This window comes from Anaerosphaera aminiphila DSM 21120 (assembly GCF_900129925.1).
GTDB classification, from domain to species: domain Bacteria; phylum Bacillota; class Clostridia; order Tissierellales; family Peptoniphilaceae; genus Anaerosphaera; species Anaerosphaera aminiphila.
The window spans coordinates 1-17,669 of sequence record NZ_FQXI01000005.1; the positions used below are offsets into that span (position 1 = coordinate 1).

A 17,669-nucleotide genomic window follows, 5' to 3' on the forward strand; every position below is an offset into this window, starting at 1 on the left:
TTGGAGTCTATAGTCATGAATTCTTGTAGTAGGCTGTTTACAACAAGGACAAATACCTGTATTATTAGTAGACTTAATAGAAACTTCTATGGTTTCACTATTTTCTGTTATATTTGTTACAATAATATCTTTAATATTGAGAAGTTTTTGTATATAATTATCTTGCACGTATTTCACCCTTTCTATTTGGTTTAGTCACTTTATATGGTAAAGGATTTTTGGGATACGTGCATTCTTTTTTTGCAAAAAAATAAATGTTGGAGTACTCACCCCAACATTTATTATAGAACCTAAAAAAACGGTTCTAAATTTTATAAATTTAGAACCATTTTACTTACATATTTATAATTTTAGTTGCAATCTCTTCTCTAAAAAACATATCATGTTCTACAAATAACATAGTCGGTTTAAACTCCTCAATTAAATCCTCTATTTGCATACGAGAAAATATATCAATATAATTTAAAGGTTCATCCCAAATATAAATGTGAGCTTCTTCACATAAACTTGCAGCAATTAAAACTTTTTTCTTTTGACCACTTGAAAAATCTTCAATATTTTTTTCAAACTGTACTCTCTCAAAGTCCATTTTTCTTAAAATAGTTTTAAATAAACTCTCATCTATATCTTTCATTAAAGCATATTCCTGTAAGTTTCCCTTTAAACCAGAAGTGTCTTGTGAAACGTAAGATATTTTTAAATTTGATGCCACGTTAAACTGTCCAGTATATTTTATTTGCTCTCCTAAAATCATTTTTAAAATCGTAGTTTTTCCACTTCCATTGCTGCCATTTAATGCAACTCTATCTCCATTTTCAACTATAAAGGATATTGGTCCACACACCTTGTGCTCCCCATAAAAACACTCCACATCCGAAAATTCAATTAATCTATTTAAGTGGTGTTTCAATGGATTTATTTTTAACTCATCATTTTGTTCAATATTTTTTAAAAGTTTAATCTTTTCCTCTAGAGCAGAATTTTGTCTCGTTTCTAAAGTCTTTGCCCTCTTCATCAGCTTAGCAGACTTATGTCCAACATAGCCCTTGTCAGGTTTATTGCCTGATACCTTTACTCCCTTTGACTTTTCAACTTTGTCCGACCATCTGGAGGTTCTATCTGCAGATTTTTTTAATCTGGAAATGTCTTTTTTTAAACCTTCATTTTTCTTTAGTTCATATTCATCTTGTCGCTTTTTATTTTCCCACCATGTTGAAAATTTTCCACTTTGTACTTCTATATTTTCCCTATTTATTGAAAGTATATGGTCAACTGACTCATCTAAAAACTCTCTGTCATGAGATACTAAAATAAAACTCTTCTTTGTTTTTAAATAGTTAGATACTGTTTTTCTGGCAAGTGCATCTAAGTGATTTGTAGGTTCATCTATTAATAAGAAGTTGCCCTCTTTTAAAAATAGCGCTGCCAATAGAACTTTAGTCTGCTCTCCATTTGAAAGTGTTTCAAAGGGTCTGTATAAAACTTCTACGTCAATATCCAGTAGAGATAACTCCCTCATAAATTCCCAGTCTTCTGACTGGCTTGACATCTCACTTAGTATATTTAATGTCAGCTCGGATTTATTTTTTACTTCATAGGGAAAGTAATCAAATGTAACCGATGAATTGATTTGACCACTGTATTCATATTTTCCCAGTAGCAGATTAAAAAATGTAGTCTTTCCTCTACCATTTCTTCCAATAAATCCCAATTTCCAATCGCTGTCTATTTGAAAACTCGCATTTTCAAAAATATTATCATAACTTCCATCATAAGAGAAAGTTAAGTTTGAAATTTGTATTAAAGACATAAAATCACTCCTAACAATATTATTTTTCATTACACACATTTTCATTAGAAGTTAAAATTACATCCCATACACCCTTTCTTTTTAATCTATAAATATAATAACATATTTCAATTAAAAAATAACCACTAAAAGTGGTTATTCATTTGCAAGTATTGAAATTGCACACTCTATTCTCTTCTTTTCCATTTCACAGCCTACTTTATAGGGCTTTGTTATATCATTGTTTGAGTAGTAGGCATTTGCATGACAACCTCCGCTGCAGTAGTACCTTGCCCAACAGTTATAACACTCTTCTTTAGTATATACATTGGTGCCTTTAAACTCATCTCTTAAAGTAGTGTTTTTTACACCGTTATAGACGTCGCCTATTTTAAATTCTTCTTCTCCTACAAACTGATGACATGGATAAAAATCTCCATCGGGAGTAACTGCCATATATTCAGAGCCTGCTCCACATCCAACAGTTCTTTTAATTATGCAAGGTCCTTGAGTTAAATCTATCATAAAGTGAAAAAATAAAAAGTCCTTATCTTCTTTCTTTATTTTTATATAGTCCTTGCTCATTTTTTCGTACTCGTCTAAAATTTCTTCTAAGTGCTCTTCTCTTATTGCATATTCTTCTCTCTCATCTGTTACAACAGGTTCAATAGAAGTCTTTTTAAATCCAAGTTTATAGTATTCTAATAAGTCTTCGGAAAAATCAAGATTTTTATTAGTAAATGTACCTCTAATATAGTAGTCTTTATCTCCTCTTTTATCTATTAGTTCTTTAAATTTTGGAACTATTAAATCGTAAGAGCCCTTACCATTTGTAGTCGGTCTCATATAGTCATTTATCTCTTTTCTTCCATCAAGAGATAATACTACATTGTCCATATTTTCGTTTATATAGTCGTTTATTTCATCATTTAACAAAACTCCATTTGTAGTTACTGTAAATCTAAAGTGCTTATTGTATTCTTTTTCTTTTGATCTTCCATAATCTACTAATTTTTTTATTAAGTCAAAATTCATAAGTGGCTCTCCACCAAAAAAGTCCACTTCTAAATTTACTCTACTTCCAGAATTTTCCAGCAAGTAGTCCAAAGCTTTTTTTCCAACTTCTTCAGTCATTAAAAGTCTTTGACCGTGAAAATCTCCCTGTGATGCAAAACAGTATTCACATCGTAAATTACAGTCATGTGCAACGTGCAGACACATTGCCTTTACAATATTTTGAGGATTGTAAACAGGCTTTGAAAGTCTCTTGTCCTCTGTAAATAATAATTCTTCTTCTTTTAATTCTTTAATTTCTGAAATAGCTTCTTCTATAGAGTCCACACTGTACTTACCAGAGTATTTTTCAACTAATTTTTCACTGCTGGAATTTAAATAGTCATCTACTAAGTCGTAGATTATTTCATCTACTACATGAACTGAACCGCTAGCTATATCTAAAATTATATATTTGTCATTTAAATAAAATTTATGAATATCTGACATCTTTAAAATCTCCCATTAACAAAAATAAAAGGGTGGATAACACCAACCCTCTTACTTACTATTATTTTCACATTTTTGATTTCCAACTGTGCAAGATGTTTTGCAAGCTGATTGACAGGAAGTTTGACACTCTCCACAACCGCCTTTTGCATAAGTATCTTTTAATCTCTTATTTGTAAGAGTTCTTATATGTTTCATAAGTTCTACCCCCTTAAGCTTTTAAATCTTCTGTTTTGTTAACTACGGCATTAATGCCCCACTTCATTATATCAATTCTAGATTTTTCACCAGAAGTTTCTAAACATACATAATCATCTTTAACTATTACTATTTTACCCATAATTCCACCAATTGTTATAATGTTGTCTCCAACTTTTAAATTGGCAATCATTTCTTTCATTTGAGCATCTTTTTTCTTTTGTGGCCTAATCATCATAAAGTACATTATTACAAATAATATTATAATGGGCACAAAACTAGCTAGTGCATTTGCATTCATAAAACCTCTCCTTTCTTAACTATTATAACCATATTTCCCATAAAAGTCATCTTTAAATTCTAAGAAGTTATCATTTTTTATGGATTCTCTAATATTTTTCATAAGCGTAATTAGAAAATGTAGGTTGTGAATCGTTGCAAGTCTAAGTCCTAAAATTTCATCTACATTAAATAAATGTCTAATATAAGCTCTTGAATAATTTTTACATACATAGCAATCACACTCACTATCCAGTGGTGTAAAATCCGATTTATACTTTCCATTTTTTATTACAAGTTTTCCACTTGATGTCATAACTGTTCCATTTCTTGCAATTCTCGTTGGCAGCACACAATCTGCCATGTCAATTCCCCTCTCTACTGCCTCAAATAAATAATCAGGTGTTCCCACTCCCATTAAGTATCTTGGTTTGTCTTTGGGCATGTAGTCCGTTGTATAGTCCAGTACTTCATTCATAAGTTCAAGAGGTTCTCCAACACTTAATCCTCCAACTGCATATCCCGGAAAGTCAAATTCAACTAGCGCCTCTGCACTTTGTCTTCTAAGGTCTTTATACATTCCTCCCTGAATTATACCAAATAGAGCTTGATTGTCAGTGTTTTTATGGTGTTCTTTACATCTCTTAGCCCATCTAGTAGTTCTGTTCATAGAGTGTTCAATATATTCATGGCTTGCAGGATAAGGAGCACACTCATCAAAGCACATCATTATATCTGAGCCTAAAATATTTTGTATATCTACAGATATCTCCGGCGATAAAAATTTCTTTGAGCCATCAATATGGGATCTAAATTCCACTCCCTCTTCTGTGATTTTTCTATTATCACTTAAGCTGAAAACTTGAAATCCGCCACTGTCTGTTAAAATCGGCTTATCCCAATTCATAAATTTATGCAGTCCACCTGCTTCTTTTATAATATCTGTTCCAGGTTTTAAAAATAAATGGTAAGTGTTTGAAAGTATTATTTGAGCTTCAATTTCTTTTAACTCCTCAGGAGTCATTGTCTTTACTGTAGCTCTAGTTCCAACAGGCATAAAAATAGGAGTTTCTATTTCTCCATGATTGGTCTTTATTTTTCCAAGTCTTGCCTTACACTCTTTTGATTCTTTTATAAGTTCAAATTCAAACATATTTTCTCCTAACAATTATTCTATAAAATACAATACTGCCATATTATATCCCTCACAATATGAAAAACGCAATGTTTTTTCAATATAAAAACATAGCGTCTCCAAAACTAAAAAATCTATATTTTTCATCAACTGCCACTTTATAGGCATTTAAGATAATATCTTTAGATGAAAAAGCTGAAACCAACATTAAAAGTGTTGACTCAGGTAAGTGAAAATTTGTAATCAGTGCATCTACGCACTTAAATTTGTATCCCGGATAGATAAAGATATCAGTCCAACCACTTGACTCTTTTACAAATCCGTCTTCATCAGAGGCTGTTTCCAGTGTTCTCACTGATGTAGTTCCCACAGACACAATTCTTCTATTTTCACTTTTAGCTCTATTTATTTTTTCTGCCACTTCTTCACTAATTACATAAAACTCCGAGTGCATATTGTGATTTTTTACATCATCTACTTTTACAGGTCTAAATGTTCCAAGTCCAACGTGTAAAGTAATATATAAAATTTCCACACCTTTTTCTTCAAGCTTTTCTAAAAGCTCCAATGTAAAATGAAGCCCCGCTGTAGGTGCTGCTGCTGAACCTTCAACTTTTGAATATACAGTTTGGTACCTCTCTTTGTCTTCTAACTTTTCTGTTATATATGGAGGAAGTGGCATTTCTCCAAGTTCATCTAATATTTCTTCAAAGATACCATCATATTTAAACTCTATAAATCTATTTCCGTCTTCAGCTATATCTATTACTTCAGCTTTTAACTTATCTGAAAAAAATATTTTCGTACCTATCTTCACCTTTTTACCTGGTTTACATAGACACTCCCACACATCTCCGCCATTAAGTCTCTTTAATAGTAAAAATTCTATGTGCTCTTCTTTTCCCTCTCTACTGCCATGTATTCTAGCCGGTAAAACTCTAGTGTCATTTAAAACCAAAACGTCACCTTTATTTAAATGGTCATATATATCATAAAAGTGTTCATGTTTAATTTCTCCCGTTTTTTTATTTAAAAGTAGTAGTCTTGAATTTGATCTCTTTTCTAAGGGATGTTGTGCTATTAGCTCCTTAGGTAGATCATAGTTAAAATCACTTGTCTTCATCTAAAATGTCCCTTCTAATTTACTTATTTAAAATTACTCCCGGGAAGTAAAATCCAATTATTTCATTGGCACTTTTTCCCGTTTTTGCCATTTCCACAGCGCCAAGTTGACTCATGCCAACGCCATGCCCAAATCCCTTTCCATTAAATACAATACCCTTTTCAGTAGCTGAGATTGTAAATAGTGTACTTTTTAATTTCATATTTCCAAATATATTTCTAAACTGACTTCCTGTAACAGTTTCAGTTTTATCAGTTCCAATTATATCTATGTTCTTAACTCTTCCTGAACTGTCCACTTCTGCAATGTTAAAGTTTAAAAAGTCTCCAACGTCTTTTCCACTGGCTTTTAATGCCTTATTTATTTCATCTGAACCAAACTCACACTCCCAAGTATAATTACTTGAATATGGGTCCTCTATTGCCTTTAAATAGGATATACTATCTCCCATCCACACTTCATTTGCATTTGCAGTAGTTCCACCTGAAGATGCACCATAAATAGTATTTGCAACTTTTCCATCATATGTGGCATAAATTCCCTTAGTCTCGTCTACAGCTTTATTTGAGTTTTCACTTTCTATAGTCTTTCCCTCATATGCCTGACAATTAGTAGTGTCATCAAGATTATATCCAAGTTTTGAATACTTATTTATATTATTTAGCGCAAATCCTCTTGAACAGATTGCTTGAGCTTTCAATGCCTCTATTGGATAACTAGGTGACAATTCTCTCGGTACAACTCCCTTTAAGTAGCTTTCTAATTCAACAGAATTTATTACATATAGTTTATTTTCTATTACTCTAAAAGAAATATATCCTCTATATTCATTTTTAACTTTTAAAAATCCATCTGTTCCTATAAGCATACTTCCATCTTGAGGAAAATCTGTAGAATAAGTTTGAGAATCACTTTTTACTTCAATTTTATTGTCTTTTAATGTAGCAGTTACTGACTTTGTATTTAAATCTAGAACTTTATTATAGTCTGCATCAACTAAGTATAAATTTTCAGATGAAGTAATTGTAAGCACTTCGTTTTCAGAATAAGTCTTTCCAATTTTAACATCTAAATACGTCTCTTCTTGTGCGTAATTATTTGTTGGAAACAAAAAAATTACCAATAATAAAACCAACATCGAAATTTTTTTCATAAAAAACTCTCCTGTTCTTTGTATTCTATGCCAAAGTGATCGTAAGCAGCCTTTGTGGCAATACGCCCTCTGGAAGTTCTATTTAAAAATCCTATTTGCATTAAATAAGGTTCATATACATCTTCTATAGTTATTCTCTCTTCACCTACAGAAGCAGCTATGGCGTCAATTCCAACAGGTCTACCTGAAAAATTTTCTATCATTGTCAAAATAATTCTTCTATCTAAATTATCTAAGCCTAGTTTGTCTATTTCAAGTAAGTTTAATCCGTTTATGGCAACTTTTTTTGTAATAACTCCATTTTCTCGCACTTCTGCATAGTCTCTAACTCTCTTTAAAAGTCTATTTGCAATTCTTGGAGTTCCTCTTGAACGCCTTGCAATTTCCAGTGCCCCATCTCTTTCTATTCCTATATTTAATATACTGGCTGATCTGGTTATAATTTCTGTTAAACTTTTAATATCATATAGTTCTAAATTTAGCATTACTCCAAATCTATCTCTTAGAGGAGATGTAAGCTGACCGGATCTTGTAGTAGCACCAATCAACGTAAACTTTTCAAGGTCAAGTCTTATAGATCTTGCAGATGGTCCCTTTCCAATTATTATGTCAAGTGCATAGTCCTCCATTGCAGGATATAGAACTTCTTCTACTGATCTATTTATTCTGTGAATTTCATCAATAAACAAGACATCATCTTCATTTAAATTTGACAATATACTTGCCAAATCACCTGGTCTCTCTATTGCAGGTCCACTGGTAACTTTTACATTTACTCCCATTTCATTGGCTATAATATAGCTAAGAGTAGTTTTTCCAAGTCCAGGTGGTCCGTTTAATAAGCAATGATCTAGCGGTTCATGTCTGTTTTTTGCCGCCTCTATAAATATTTTTAACTTTTCTACTATTTTTTCTTGTCCTACATATTCGCTTAACCATTTAGGCCTTAAACTATTATTGTCCATAGACTGATCAAGTGAGGTTAAGCTAGGCTCTACAATTCTTTCATCTTCCAAAAAAATTACCTCCCAAGATTCTTCAACGCTTCTTTTATCACTTTTGAAATCTCAAGATTTTCATCTACTCCAGATAGAGCTTTTTTAGCTTCGTATTTATTGTATCCCAAACTCATTAGCGCTTCAACAGCCGGAGATGTGTCTAAATCTTTTTCTCTATTAACAGTACTCTCTTCAATTTCTATTTGTGAATCAAATGAATATTTTAAAATCTTATCTTTAAGTTCTAAAATTATCCTCTCTCCCGTCTTTTTACCTACTCCGGGAGCAGTAGTTAGGAGTTTATAATTTTCCTCCATTATTGCTTTTCTAATTTCCGAATTTGTAAGCGCAGATAGAATTCCCAATCCTACCTTTGGACCTATACCACTTACAGTGGTTAAAAGTTCAAATAGTATTCTGGAGTCTCTATGGATAAACCCATAAAGCGACAAGTCATCCTCTCTGACAACCATCTTTGTTAAAACTTTTACTTCTTCAGAAATTTCCAATTCCTCAATTTCTTTTGAGGACATGCTAATTTTATATCCAATACTTCCGTTGTCTATTACTATATAATTATCTGAAATATAATTTACTATTCCATAAATAAAATCTATCATATCACTTCATCCTAAATTGTTCTTTAAATTTAATACTTGATCCATGAGTAATAGCAACTGCTAAAGCATCTGCAACATCATCAGGTTTAGGTATTTCCTTTAAGTTAAGTATTATCTTCACCATTTCTTGAACTTGTCTCTTTTCAGCCCTACCATAGCCTACAACGGCTTGTTTTATCTGTAGGGGCGTGTACTCAAAAAGTTCTTTGTTATTTATTTTTGCGCAGAGCACTTCCACTCCTCTAGCATGAGATACAGTAATTGCCGTTTTTACATTTTTATTAAAAAACAACTCTTCAAAAGCCACATCATCGGGCTTATACTTTTCTATTAGCCTATTTAAATCTCTATATATTTTTTCCAACCTCATTGGAAATTCCATTTTGGAATCAGTTAATATTGCTCCATAGTCTAACACTCTGTACTTATTTCCAATTAACTCTATAAATCCATACCCAACTATTGCAAGTCCAGGGTCAATTCCCAATATAATCATAATCCCTCTTTTAAAAAAAACTAAGATATAATCTTAGTTTTATTTGTATCTTTTCATAAGTTTATCGTTGATTCCATCCCAATAGGCATTGCCAAAAATTCTCATTCCGTCTAAATATAAAAATCTAACTATCTTTTTATTTAAACCATAGAGTTCCTCTTTATTTAAGTGAGAATCCGTCTCTACAAACTTTTCATTGTGGGCACTGTCATCAAGATTTAACATCAACTGTTTATCTGTATGTGAGTTTAAATTTAAAATTTTTCTCCTAATTAAGCGCAAGTTAAATCTAAAAACTATATCGTGAATATACTTCTTCACCTTTTTATCTCTTCTCACATCTTTTAATAGGTTTTCTTTTAATCTTAAAATATCAACTTTGTTAATATCATTGTTAAATAATTTTTTGCGTATATACAAATCTTCAATATCATAGTACTTAAAAGTCAGTATTTCAAGTTTATTTACACTTTTATTTGCATTTAAACCCGCTCTATATCCTTCAAGGTACAAAAGCAGTTCAAATCTATTTACATCATCGTGAATTAAATTACTTAAGTTATAAGCTATTAACTCTTTTCCCTCTTTGTCTTTTAAAAATTTAATAATATCTTTTTTTAAATGTTTCAAAGATAGATATGTAGGATGAATATTTTCTACCGATTCTTCAAAATTATAAATATTTAACAAAATATTTATAGATTCCGTATCGTTATCATATAGAAACTTTTCGATTAAAAATCTTTTTATGTCTTTAAAGCAAAAATTTAAATCATTTTCGGCCCTATTCGTATTTGTCATTGCTTCCATAATTAATTCCTCCATATCTAATAAAGTTATTATACTATAATTTATTAGAAATTTGTTAATAATTTTGTAACTTTAATATTTATTATAATAAAAATATTCTCTTTGAATTGCATTCCTCTATAGTCTTTTCATCCCAAACAGAAGCTTGTACCTCACCTATATGGCTTTTTTCTAAAAAGAACATACAAAGTCTTGACTGTCCGATTCCTCCACCAATAGTATAGGGTAACTGGCCATTTAACAGGTTCTTATGGTACGGAAGATCTACTCTCTCCATTTTATTAGATTCTTCTAATTGTTTTATTAAAGATTCCTCATCTACTCTTATTCCCATACTGGAAAGTTCAATTGCATTGTCAATTTTTTCATCCCAAAATAAAATATCTCCATTTAAATCCCAATCATCATAATCAGGACTTCTTACATCATGAGGTTCTCCGGAATTTAATTTCCTACCTATCTTTTTTATAAATACGGCTTTTTTCTCTTTAGCTATTTCTCTTTCTCTGTCTTTAGCTGATAAATTCGGATATAAGTCTTCAAGTTCTTGAGCGCATATAATAAATATTTCCTCAGGTAATTTTTTACTTAGCGCATTGGGATAAACCTGATTTATATATTCTTCGGCTCTTTTAAACACCTCAAAAATTTCCCTTACGATAAGTCCTAGAAATTCTTCTGTACGGTCTTCTTTTTTTATTATAACTTCCCAGTCCCATTGGTCTACATAGACTGAGTGAATATTGTCAAGTTCCTCATCCGGTCTTATGGCATTCATATCAGCATAAAGTCCCTCATAAGATTTAAATCCATATTCTTTTAGGGCATTTCTCTTCCATTTTGCCAATGATTGTACTATTTCAACATTTATTCCATAATTTCTTATGTCAAAGCTTACTGCTTTTTCAACTCCACTTAAGTTGTCATTTAATCCAGTTTCCGGCCTAACCATTAGTGGCGCAGATATTCTTGCTAAATTTAGTGTATTTGCCAAATCTCTTTGAAAATAATCTTTTAAAGACTTTATAGCCATTTGAGTCTCTTTTAAATTTAATTTGCTTACCTCTGAGTTGTTTCTCATCCTTACCTCCAATAATTAAAAATTCTCTCATCAATTGATGAGAGAATTTGAACTTAGATTTCTAATTAAACTGATATTCCATTTCTTCTGAATAATTTAATATCATTTCAATTATAAATAATGCCACATTTGAACTAAGTTTCAAAGCATAATCTAAATCATTTGAAAAAGATTTTTCATCTTCCATATATTCTTCTACTACACTATCAATATATTCCCCTACTATGTCTGCTAACTTTTTAGAGTCATCACCATATATATTTAAATCTTCAGTACTTAAATTCACATCATTAAATTTATGAATATTAATAGCATACTCATTTAAATCAGATTCATACTTTAAGTGACTTTTCATATCGTCCATAAATGTTACTCTATATGCATGAGGATAACAAGTAAAGTCGCATAGGTAATGAGAAATGATTCCTACTTTTTTACTTAACTGTCTTATGAAGAAAGAGTTTTTATTTTTTAAATTAGAATATCTACCTAAAAAAATTAAGTGAACTATTTCTTTAGAAATGAATTCTAAACTCTCGTCTTTATAATGACGTTTAAATTTATAATAAGGCAATACATCAGGTGCAATACTACCCCATTGTAATTTATCTATATCTAAATCAACATCGTAATTTTCTACTATATTTTTATGAATTTCTCTTGCTATAAGTTTATGTGAGTCTGTTAGAATTTTAAACACCCCTTTAATTAAACCTAAATAATGATTTAATCTTAACTCATTTTACTCACTTTGTCAATGTATTTGAGCTTTATTCCAAGCTTATTTTATATGGGATAGTACTTTATCTATAGTTGACCAAATGTCTTGAGTTTCAAAGCCCTTTCTCCAACTGGCTACTCCTGACAGATTGTATTTATTTACAAGAGACACTTTCCACTCTATTGAGTTAGAATCTTCTATCCACACTTTATAGTGTTTATTGTCTTCAGTGTATTCAACATAGTCTTGTTTTGACACATCATCCCACTTAGGTGTTAAACCTTTACTTTGTAATATATTTTGTACTTGATTCATTGAAAGGGCACTTGACTTAACTTTAGTGTCATCTTCATTCCAAAGCCTTGAGTAAAGTGGAATCCCTAAGACTAACTTATCTTGAGGTATCTGTTTAAATAGTACATTTAAATTTCCCTCTACCCATTTATATTGAGCTACTGAGCCTGCTGTTTGAGACGAAGACCAATGCTGATCATAGGCCATTAACATTACATAGTCACAAGTATCTGCAAGAGCTTTTCTATCATATAGTTCATTTTTTACATTACTTGAAATTTGAGGAGTCACATCAACACTTACAACTAAGCCCTCTTGTTTGAAAACTCCTGAGAGCTCCCTTACAAACTGAGTTATATTATCTCTGTCTTCAACTCTTGTATTTTCAAAATCTATATTTATTCCAGTAAGTCCATATTTTTTTGTAAGTTCCAATGTCTTTAATATTATAGTGTCTCTGGAAGAGCTTTTAGAAAGTACTTCTCTCGTTAAATCAGCATCAAAGGAGTTATCTAAATAGGCCCAAACTTCAATACCTAAACTCTTATATTTATCTACATATTCTTGATTTCCTCTATCAATAATATTTAAATTTGTATCTTTTATAGAAAACCAAGTAGGGCAAATTACATTTAAGCCCTTTACATCAGTAATTAAATTTATACTCTCTTGGCTCTGAGGTCCGTAAGTATAGTCCCATGTTAAATTGAGAGGCTCTTTGGCCTCTCTTTTTTCTTCTGGAATATCCATTTTAAATTTATTTTTTGGAAGTTCTACATCTAATAAGTCTTTTTTAATGTAACCTGCATATCCGTCTAGCTCTCTAACTTTATAAAAATCGCCCTTTTCGCCATATACATATACCTTTGAATCTTTTTCCAATATTGAAACTATTGGAGAATTTACACTTGCAGATTCTCTCATATTAAGTCCATCTCCTGTAGAAGTTCCGACTGCATATTCTACATTTGTGTAGTCCATTAGTAACAGTTTTTTATCTTGAACATATGTCAATTCCACAGGATAGTCATATATAAAGATTTCTGTTGGCACTAATATCTTTCCATCTTTTTCAATTATTGGATCTCTAATTCCAAATTTTTGTGTATTTAGAGTTCCCTCATCAGCTCCAACTTTTGCTCTCTTTGTGCCTTTAGAATTTGTAAAAATAACGGTTTTTTCAGCTTCATCATAGGAAACTGTATCATCTATATTTTCTTTTATAAAATCTAAAGAAAGGTAGTATTGTCCATCAATTCTTGCAAAGTCCTTTTTGTCCACATCTTGATCTTCACTTATAAAGCTAAAATCTTTATATTTATTAGATGTTTCGCTAGAGCCTTTAGACCTTAAAAAGTAGAAGCCTCCTGCTGCTATTATTAATAGAGCTAGTAATACTATTAAAACTTTTTTCATCTAACCATCCTCATCAATTTTTAATATATCTATTATATAGGCTTATACTAAAAATTAAAAGCTTTAAATAAAAAATAGGACTATTTTAGCCCTATTCCTCTTAATAATTAACTTTTTCTTTAACTTTGGCAGATTTTCCTTGTCTACCTCTCAAGTAAAATAATTTTGCACGTCTAACTTTACCCTTACGAGTTACTTCTAATTTAGCAATTCTTGGGGAATTTAAAAGAAAAGTTCTTTCAACTCCTATTCCATAGGAAAGTCTTCTAACAGTAAATGTTTTTCTAGCTCCAGTTCCTTGTACCTTTAGTACAGTACCTTCAAAAACTTGAACTCTTTCTCTAGAACCTTCAATAATTCTATAATGAACTTGTACTGTATCTCCTGGATTTACTACTGGTAAATCTTTTTTAATTTGTTCTTCTTCAAGTGCTCTAATGATATCCAATTAGGTTACCTCCTTTCACTTTCTATATAATCTAAATATTTTTTTTCTATATCTGATAATTTAGACCTATCAATTAAATCAGGTCTGTTTTCTAACGTTGTTCTTATAGCCTGGCAAATTCTATACTGTTCAATTTTCTTGTGATCTCCACTTAACAATACATCCGGTACTTCTAGCCCGTTAAATTCTTTAGGCCTTGTGTACTGAGGATACTCTAAAAGTCCATTGTAATGGGATTCCAAACTATATGACTCCTCAGATGATAAAACACCTGGAATGAGTCTAGCTATTCCATCAATAAGTACCATAGATGGTATTTCAGCTCCTGTTAAAACATAGTCTCCTATTGAAATTTCTTCATCAATATAATTTTCTACGACTCTGTTGTCTATTCCCTCATAGTGTCCATTTAATAAAATTAAATGTTCTAAATTTGAGTATTCAATTAACTTCTTTTGAGTTAAAACTCTACCTTTAGGAGATAAGTATACAACTTTTGAGTTGTTTTTTTTAACAGATTCTATAGCTCTATAAATTGGACCTACTTGCATAACCATACCAGGGCCTCCGCCGTAGGAATAATCATCAACTTGTCCATGTTTATTTTGGGAAAAATCTCTAATATTGACAGTCTCTAGTTCTATTTTCGCTTCTTTAATTGCCCTACCTATTATGCTGTAGTTATTTAAACAATCAAAAAATTCAGGAAAAAGTGTGAGAATACTAAATTTCAACTAATCAACCCCTCAATAGGATCAATTATAATAGTTTTATTAATTACATCTACTTTTTTTATAAACTGCTTAACAGCGGGAATTAAGTACTGACCATTTTCATTCTTTAATACATATAAGTCATTTACTGGATTTTCAAGTACATCTTCTATCTTTCCTAAAAATTCATTATCAGTATTAAATACTTCACATCCTATAATATCACTTATAAAATAAGTTCCCTCATCAAGTTTAATTCTATCGCTGTCTTTAACGTATAAAAACCGTTCTTTAAATTTTAAAACTTCGTTTATATCATTAAATTCCACAAATTTTATATATGCAAATTTATTATCATAGGACACTTTTGAAATGGTATAATTTTCTAAATCCTCCCCTACAAATACAGTTTTTAAATCCGAAAATCTATCTACTGAACTCGTCAATGGAAGTATTTTTAATTCTCCCTTAATACCCTTAGTATTTATAATCTTACCTATTATCGTGTATTCATTTAATTTCTTCAATTTCTAAATTAACCCTTATATTTTCCTTTAGAGAAATTGCTTTTAAAATAGATCGAATAGCCTTTGCAATCCTACCTTGTTTTCCAATTATTTTCCCCATGTCGCTTTGTGCAACTTTAAGACAAATATTTAGCTCATCATTTTCTTTGCTTGATGATACTTCTACGAAATCAGGATTATCAACTAAAGATTTAGCAATATATTCAACTAATTCAACCATTTGATTCCTCCATACAAAAGATACTAATTTTTAACATCTTCTGTTTTCGTTTCTTCAGCTGTTTCTTTTTCAGCTTCATATACACTGTTTTCTCTAAATAATCTGTCTACTGTATCTGTTGGTTTTGCACCATTTTTTATCCAATTACTAACTTTTTCTGAATCCACAACTACTTTTTTTGGTTCAGTTAATGGATCGTAATATCCTATTTCTTCTATGAATTTGCCATCTCTAGGACTACGAGAATCAGCAACCACTATTCTATAAAACGGGTTCTTTTTAGCTCCCATTCTTCTAAGTCTTATTTTTACTGCCAACTTATTTCACCTCCACATAAATACTAAATCTATATTAAATAAATTCTAACTAATTAAAAGGAAAAAGGCATTTTAAATTTTTTCTTCTTACCTGTTTTTCCCATGCCACCAAATTGCTTCATCATTTTTCTCAAGTCTTTAAACTGTTTTAACAGTTTATTCACTTCTACAGGTGAAGTCCCGCTTCCCTCTGCAATTCTCTTTCTTCTAGAGACATCAATGATATCCGGCTTTTGTCTTTCTGCAGTTGTCATAGACTTTATAATAGCCTCTAACTTTGCAAATTCTTTTTCATCAACATTGACACCTTTTAGCATCTTGTTGTTCATTCCAGGAAGCATTCCCAAAATATCTTCTATAGGACCCAAATTTTTCATTTGCTCCAGTTGATCTAAAAAATCTTCTAAAGTAAAACTTTGAGTTCTAAGTTTTTTCTCAAGTTCAATAGCTTTTTGTTCATCTACTGCTGACTGGGCCTTTTCTATTAAACTCAATACATCTCCCATGCCAAGTATCCTAGAAGCCATTCTATCTGGGTGAAAAACTTCAATTTGGTCCAATTTTTCTCCCATTGCAGTGAATTTTATGGGAACATTTGTAACTGCTCTTATTGATAGAGCTGCTCCACCTCTTGCATCTCCGTCTAACTTTGTAAGTACTACTCCAGTTAGTTTTAATCTTTGATCAAAGGATTCTGCAACATTTACTGCATCTTGTCCCGTCATAGCGTCTAGTACTAATAATATTTCAGAAGGACTTAAAGCGCTATCAATGGCAATTAATTCTTCCATTAGATTTTCATCTATGTGAAGTCTACCTGCCGTATCTATTAATACTACATCATTACCGTTTTTCTTTGCATGTTCCACTGATGCTTTTGCAATATCCACAGGGCTGATTTTATCTCCCATAGTAAATACTGGAACATCTACGCTTTCACCAACAACTTGAAGTTGTTTAATTGCTGCCGGCCTATATACGTCACAGGCAACTAGGAGTGGTCTCTTTCCGTTTTTTTTCATTAAGTTCGCAAGTTTTGCCGAGGTAGTTGTTTTCCCCGCACCTTGAAGTCCACACATCATTATAATTGTCGGTTTTTTTGAATAGTCAATCTTTGCCTCTCCAGTACCCATTAGTGCTGTGAGCTCTTCATTTACTATTTTTATAACTTGTTGTCCTGGCGTCAAACTATCCATGACTTCAGAACCTAGTGATCTTTCTTTTACTGTTTTTATAAAGTCTTTTACCACTTTAAAGTTAACGTCTGCTTCAAGTAGAGCTAGCTTTACTTCTCTCATGGCAGCGTCAATATCCTTTTCAGATAATTTCCCCTTGCCTCTAAGCATAGACATTGTGCTCTGTAACTTATCCGATAGAGATTCAAATATCATTAGCAAACCTCCTCTTCTCCAAAAATGATGGAATATATTTTATTCAATGTAATACAGTCCAAATCTTTTGAATTAGTTTCTAAATCATTAAACAAATCTTTTAAACATCTTTTTTCTTTTTCTTTGGTGTTAAAATTTTCAATCAACTTTAAATCTCTTTCATATTCTTTTAAATTAACTTCTGCTCTTTTTAAATTATTTGAAACAGCTTGCTTGGAAATATCTAGTTCTTTTGCAATTTCATTTAAAGAATAATCATAGTTGTAATACATTTCCATTGATTTAAATTGTTTCTCAGATAATAACTTACCATAAAAATCTAAAAGCATATTCATTTCAATTACATTTTCAATCACATTATCACCAAAATTTCAGGGTCAATCTTCTTCGTTGACCTTAATTATTATACTCACTATTTACTTATATGTCAACAAAAA

The 17,669-nt window shown here is 31.1% G+C and carries 21 protein-coding genes; all 21 read right to left on the reverse strand.

Translation table 11 applies throughout. The annotated features are described in order from the left end of the window. Positions 1-334 precede the first annotated feature (334 nt). The 21 genes from BUB47_RS04330 to ylxM all read right to left on the reverse strand — a co-directional run bounded on the left by BUB47_RS04330 (position 335) and on the right by ylxM (position 17,588). Positions 335-1,810: an Lsa family ABC-F type ribosomal protection protein gene (locus tag BUB47_RS04330; protein ID WP_073184123.1), complete on the reverse strand. Its 1,476-nt coding sequence runs from the start codon at positions 1,808-1,810 to the stop codon at positions 335-337. 135 nt (positions 1,811-1,945) lie between these two features. Further along, complete coding sequence (scfB, locus tag BUB47_RS04335; RefSeq protein WP_073184124.1) at positions 1,946-3,292, reverse strand: thioether cross-link-forming SCIFF peptide maturase; 1,347 nt, start codon at positions 3,290-3,292, stop codon at positions 1,946-1,948. A gap of 51 nt (positions 3,293-3,343) precedes the next feature. Then, positions 3,344-3,490 (reverse strand): six-cysteine ranthipeptide SCIFF, encoded by a 147-nt coding sequence (gene scfA, locus BUB47_RS04340; protein ID WP_073184126.1) that lies wholly within the window; start codon positions 3,488-3,490, stop codon positions 3,344-3,346. A 13-nt stretch (positions 3,491-3,503) separates the two neighbouring features. Further along, the gene (gene yajC, locus BUB47_RS04345; RefSeq protein WP_073184128.1) at positions 3,504-3,791 is read right to left on the reverse strand and encodes a preprotein translocase subunit YajC; all 288 of its coding nucleotides are present in this window, start codon (positions 3,789-3,791) and stop codon (positions 3,504-3,506) included. A 15-nt stretch (positions 3,792-3,806) separates the two neighbouring features. Beyond that, positions 3,807-4,922: a tRNA guanosine(34) transglycosylase Tgt gene (gene tgt, locus BUB47_RS04350; RefSeq protein WP_073184130.1), complete on the reverse strand. Its 1,116-nt coding sequence runs from the start codon at positions 4,920-4,922 to the stop codon at positions 3,807-3,809. A gap of 79 nt (positions 4,923-5,001) precedes the next feature. Then, the gene (gene queA / locus BUB47_RS04355; RefSeq protein WP_073184132.1) at positions 5,002-6,027 is read right to left on the reverse strand and encodes a tRNA preQ1(34) S-adenosylmethionine ribosyltransferase-isomerase QueA; all 1,026 of its coding nucleotides are present in this window, start codon (positions 6,025-6,027) and stop codon (positions 5,002-5,004) included. A 19-nt stretch (positions 6,028-6,046) separates the two neighbouring features. Beyond that, positions 6,047-7,180 carry a SpoIID/LytB domain-containing protein gene (locus tag BUB47_RS04360; protein WP_073184134.1) on the reverse strand — a complete coding sequence of 378 codons (1,134 nt, stop codon included), beginning with the start codon at positions 7,178-7,180 and terminating at the stop codon, positions 6,047-6,049. Beyond that, positions 7,177-8,196 (reverse strand): Holliday junction branch migration DNA helicase RuvB, encoded by a 1,020-nt coding sequence (ruvB, locus tag BUB47_RS04365; protein ID WP_073184136.1) that lies wholly within the window; start codon positions 8,194-8,196, stop codon positions 7,177-7,179. Before ruvB ends, BUB47_RS04360 begins: the two co-directional genes overlap by 4 nt. A gap of 5 nt (positions 8,197-8,201) precedes the next feature. After that, complete coding sequence (ruvA, locus tag BUB47_RS04370; RefSeq protein ID WP_073184138.1) at positions 8,202-8,798, reverse strand: Holliday junction branch migration protein RuvA; 597 nt, start codon at positions 8,796-8,798, stop codon at positions 8,202-8,204. A gap of 1 nt (position 8,799) precedes the next feature. Beyond that, positions 8,800-9,294, reverse strand: coding sequence for a crossover junction endodeoxyribonuclease RuvC (ruvC, locus tag BUB47_RS04375; protein WP_073184140.1), 495 nt, complete (start codon positions 9,292-9,294; stop codon positions 8,800-8,802). A 39-nt stretch (positions 9,295-9,333) separates the two neighbouring features. Next, entirely contained in the window at positions 9,334-10,104 is a 771-nt protein-coding gene (locus tag BUB47_RS04380) for a hypothetical protein (protein WP_327021223.1), read from the reverse strand. A gap of 82 nt (positions 10,105-10,186) precedes the next feature. Further along, positions 10,187-11,185, reverse strand: coding sequence for an aspartate--ammonia ligase (gene asnA, locus BUB47_RS04385; protein WP_073184141.1), 999 nt, complete (start codon positions 11,183-11,185; stop codon positions 10,187-10,189). A 61-nt stretch (positions 11,186-11,246) separates the two neighbouring features. Then, positions 11,247-11,885 (reverse strand): zinc dependent phospholipase C family protein, encoded by a 639-nt coding sequence (locus tag BUB47_RS04390; RefSeq protein ID WP_073184143.1) that lies wholly within the window; start codon positions 11,883-11,885, stop codon positions 11,247-11,249. A gap of 81 nt (positions 11,886-11,966) precedes the next feature. Beyond that, complete coding sequence (locus tag BUB47_RS04395) at positions 11,967-13,616, reverse strand: glycosyl hydrolase family 18 protein (protein ID WP_073184145.1); 1,650 nt, start codon at positions 13,614-13,616, stop codon at positions 11,967-11,969. Between the two features lie 100 nt (positions 13,617-13,716). Next, positions 13,717-14,064, reverse strand: coding sequence for a 50S ribosomal protein L19 (gene rplS, locus BUB47_RS04400; RefSeq protein WP_073184147.1), 348 nt, complete (start codon positions 14,062-14,064; stop codon positions 13,717-13,719). Between the two features lie 5 nt (positions 14,065-14,069). Continuing rightward, positions 14,070-14,798: a tRNA (guanosine(37)-N1)-methyltransferase TrmD gene (gene trmD / locus BUB47_RS04405; RefSeq protein ID WP_073184149.1), complete on the reverse strand. Its 729-nt coding sequence runs from the start codon at positions 14,796-14,798 to the stop codon at positions 14,070-14,072. Then, positions 14,795-15,304, reverse strand: a complete 510-nt coding sequence (gene rimM, locus BUB47_RS04410; RefSeq protein ID WP_073184151.1) for a ribosome maturation factor RimM — start codon at positions 15,302-15,304, stop codon at positions 14,795-14,797. Before rimM ends, trmD begins: the two co-directional genes overlap by 4 nt. Then, positions 15,288-15,524, reverse strand: a complete 237-nt coding sequence (locus BUB47_RS04415) for a KH domain-containing protein (RefSeq protein WP_073184153.1) — start codon at positions 15,522-15,524, stop codon at positions 15,288-15,290. The genes rimM and BUB47_RS04415 overlap by 17 nt, the downstream gene beginning before the upstream one ends. A 23-nt stretch (positions 15,525-15,547) precedes the next feature. After that, positions 15,548-15,841: a 30S ribosomal protein S16 gene (gene rpsP, locus BUB47_RS04420; RefSeq protein ID WP_073184155.1), complete on the reverse strand. Its 294-nt coding sequence runs from the start codon at positions 15,839-15,841 to the stop codon at positions 15,548-15,550. 53 nt (positions 15,842-15,894) lie between these two features. Continuing rightward, positions 15,895-17,232, reverse strand: a complete 1,338-nt coding sequence (gene ffh / locus BUB47_RS04425; protein WP_073184158.1) for a signal recognition particle protein — start codon at positions 17,230-17,232, stop codon at positions 15,895-15,897. Further along, positions 17,232-17,588: a YlxM family DNA-binding protein gene (gene ylxM, locus BUB47_RS04430; protein ID WP_234945631.1), complete on the reverse strand. Its 357-nt coding sequence runs from the start codon at positions 17,586-17,588 to the stop codon at positions 17,232-17,234. Before ylxM ends, ffh begins: the two co-directional genes overlap by 1 nt. Positions 17,589-17,669 lie beyond the last annotated feature (81 nt).

Excerpts from the sequence above, each read along its gene's own strand:
- BUB47_RS04330 (WP_073184123.1), bottom strand. The coding sequence starts at position 1,810 with ATGTCTTTAATACAAATTTCAAACTTAACTTTCTCTTATGATGGAAGT.
- scfB (WP_073184124.1), bottom strand. The coding sequence starts at position 3,292 with ATGTCAGATATTCATAAATTTTATTTAAATGACAAATATATAATTTTA.
- scfA (WP_073184126.1), bottom strand. The coding sequence starts at position 3,490 with ATGAAACATATAAGAACTCTTACAAATAAGAGATTAAAAGATACTTAT.
- yajC (WP_073184128.1), bottom strand. The coding sequence starts at position 3,791 with ATGAATGCAAATGCACTAGCTAGTTTTGTGCCCATTATAATATTATTT.
- tgt (WP_073184130.1), bottom strand. The coding sequence starts at position 4,922 with ATGTTTGAATTTGAACTTATAAAAGAATCAAAAGAGTGTAAGGCAAGA.
- queA (WP_073184132.1), bottom strand. The coding sequence starts at position 6,027 with ATGAAGACAAGTGATTTTAACTATGATCTACCTAAGGAGCTAATAGCA.
- BUB47_RS04360 (WP_073184134.1), bottom strand. The coding sequence starts at position 7,180 with ATGAAAAAAATTTCGATGTTGGTTTTATTATTGGTAATTTTTTTGTTT.
- ruvA (WP_073184138.1), bottom strand. The coding sequence starts at position 8,798 with ATGATAGATTTTATTTATGGAATAGTAAATTATATTTCAGATAATTAT.
- ruvC (WP_073184140.1), bottom strand. The coding sequence starts at position 9,294 with ATGATTATATTGGGAATTGACCCTGGACTTGCAATAGTTGGGTATGGA.
- BUB47_RS04380 (WP_327021223.1), bottom strand. The coding sequence starts at position 10,104 with ATGGAAGCAATGACAAATACGAATAGGGCCGAAAATGATTTAAATTTT.
- asnA (WP_073184141.1), bottom strand. The coding sequence starts at position 11,185 with ATGAGAAACAACTCAGAGGTAAGCAAATTAAATTTAAAAGAGACTCAA.
- BUB47_RS04395 (WP_073184145.1), bottom strand. The coding sequence starts at position 13,616 with ATGAAAAAAGTTTTAATAGTATTACTAGCTCTATTAATAATAGCAGCA.
- BUB47_RS04415 (WP_073184153.1), bottom strand. The coding sequence starts at position 15,524 with ATGGTTGAATTAGTTGAATATATTGCTAAATCTTTAGTTGATAATCCT.
- ffh (WP_073184158.1), bottom strand. The coding sequence starts at position 17,232 with ATGATATTTGAATCTCTATCGGATAAGTTACAGAGCACAATGTCTATG.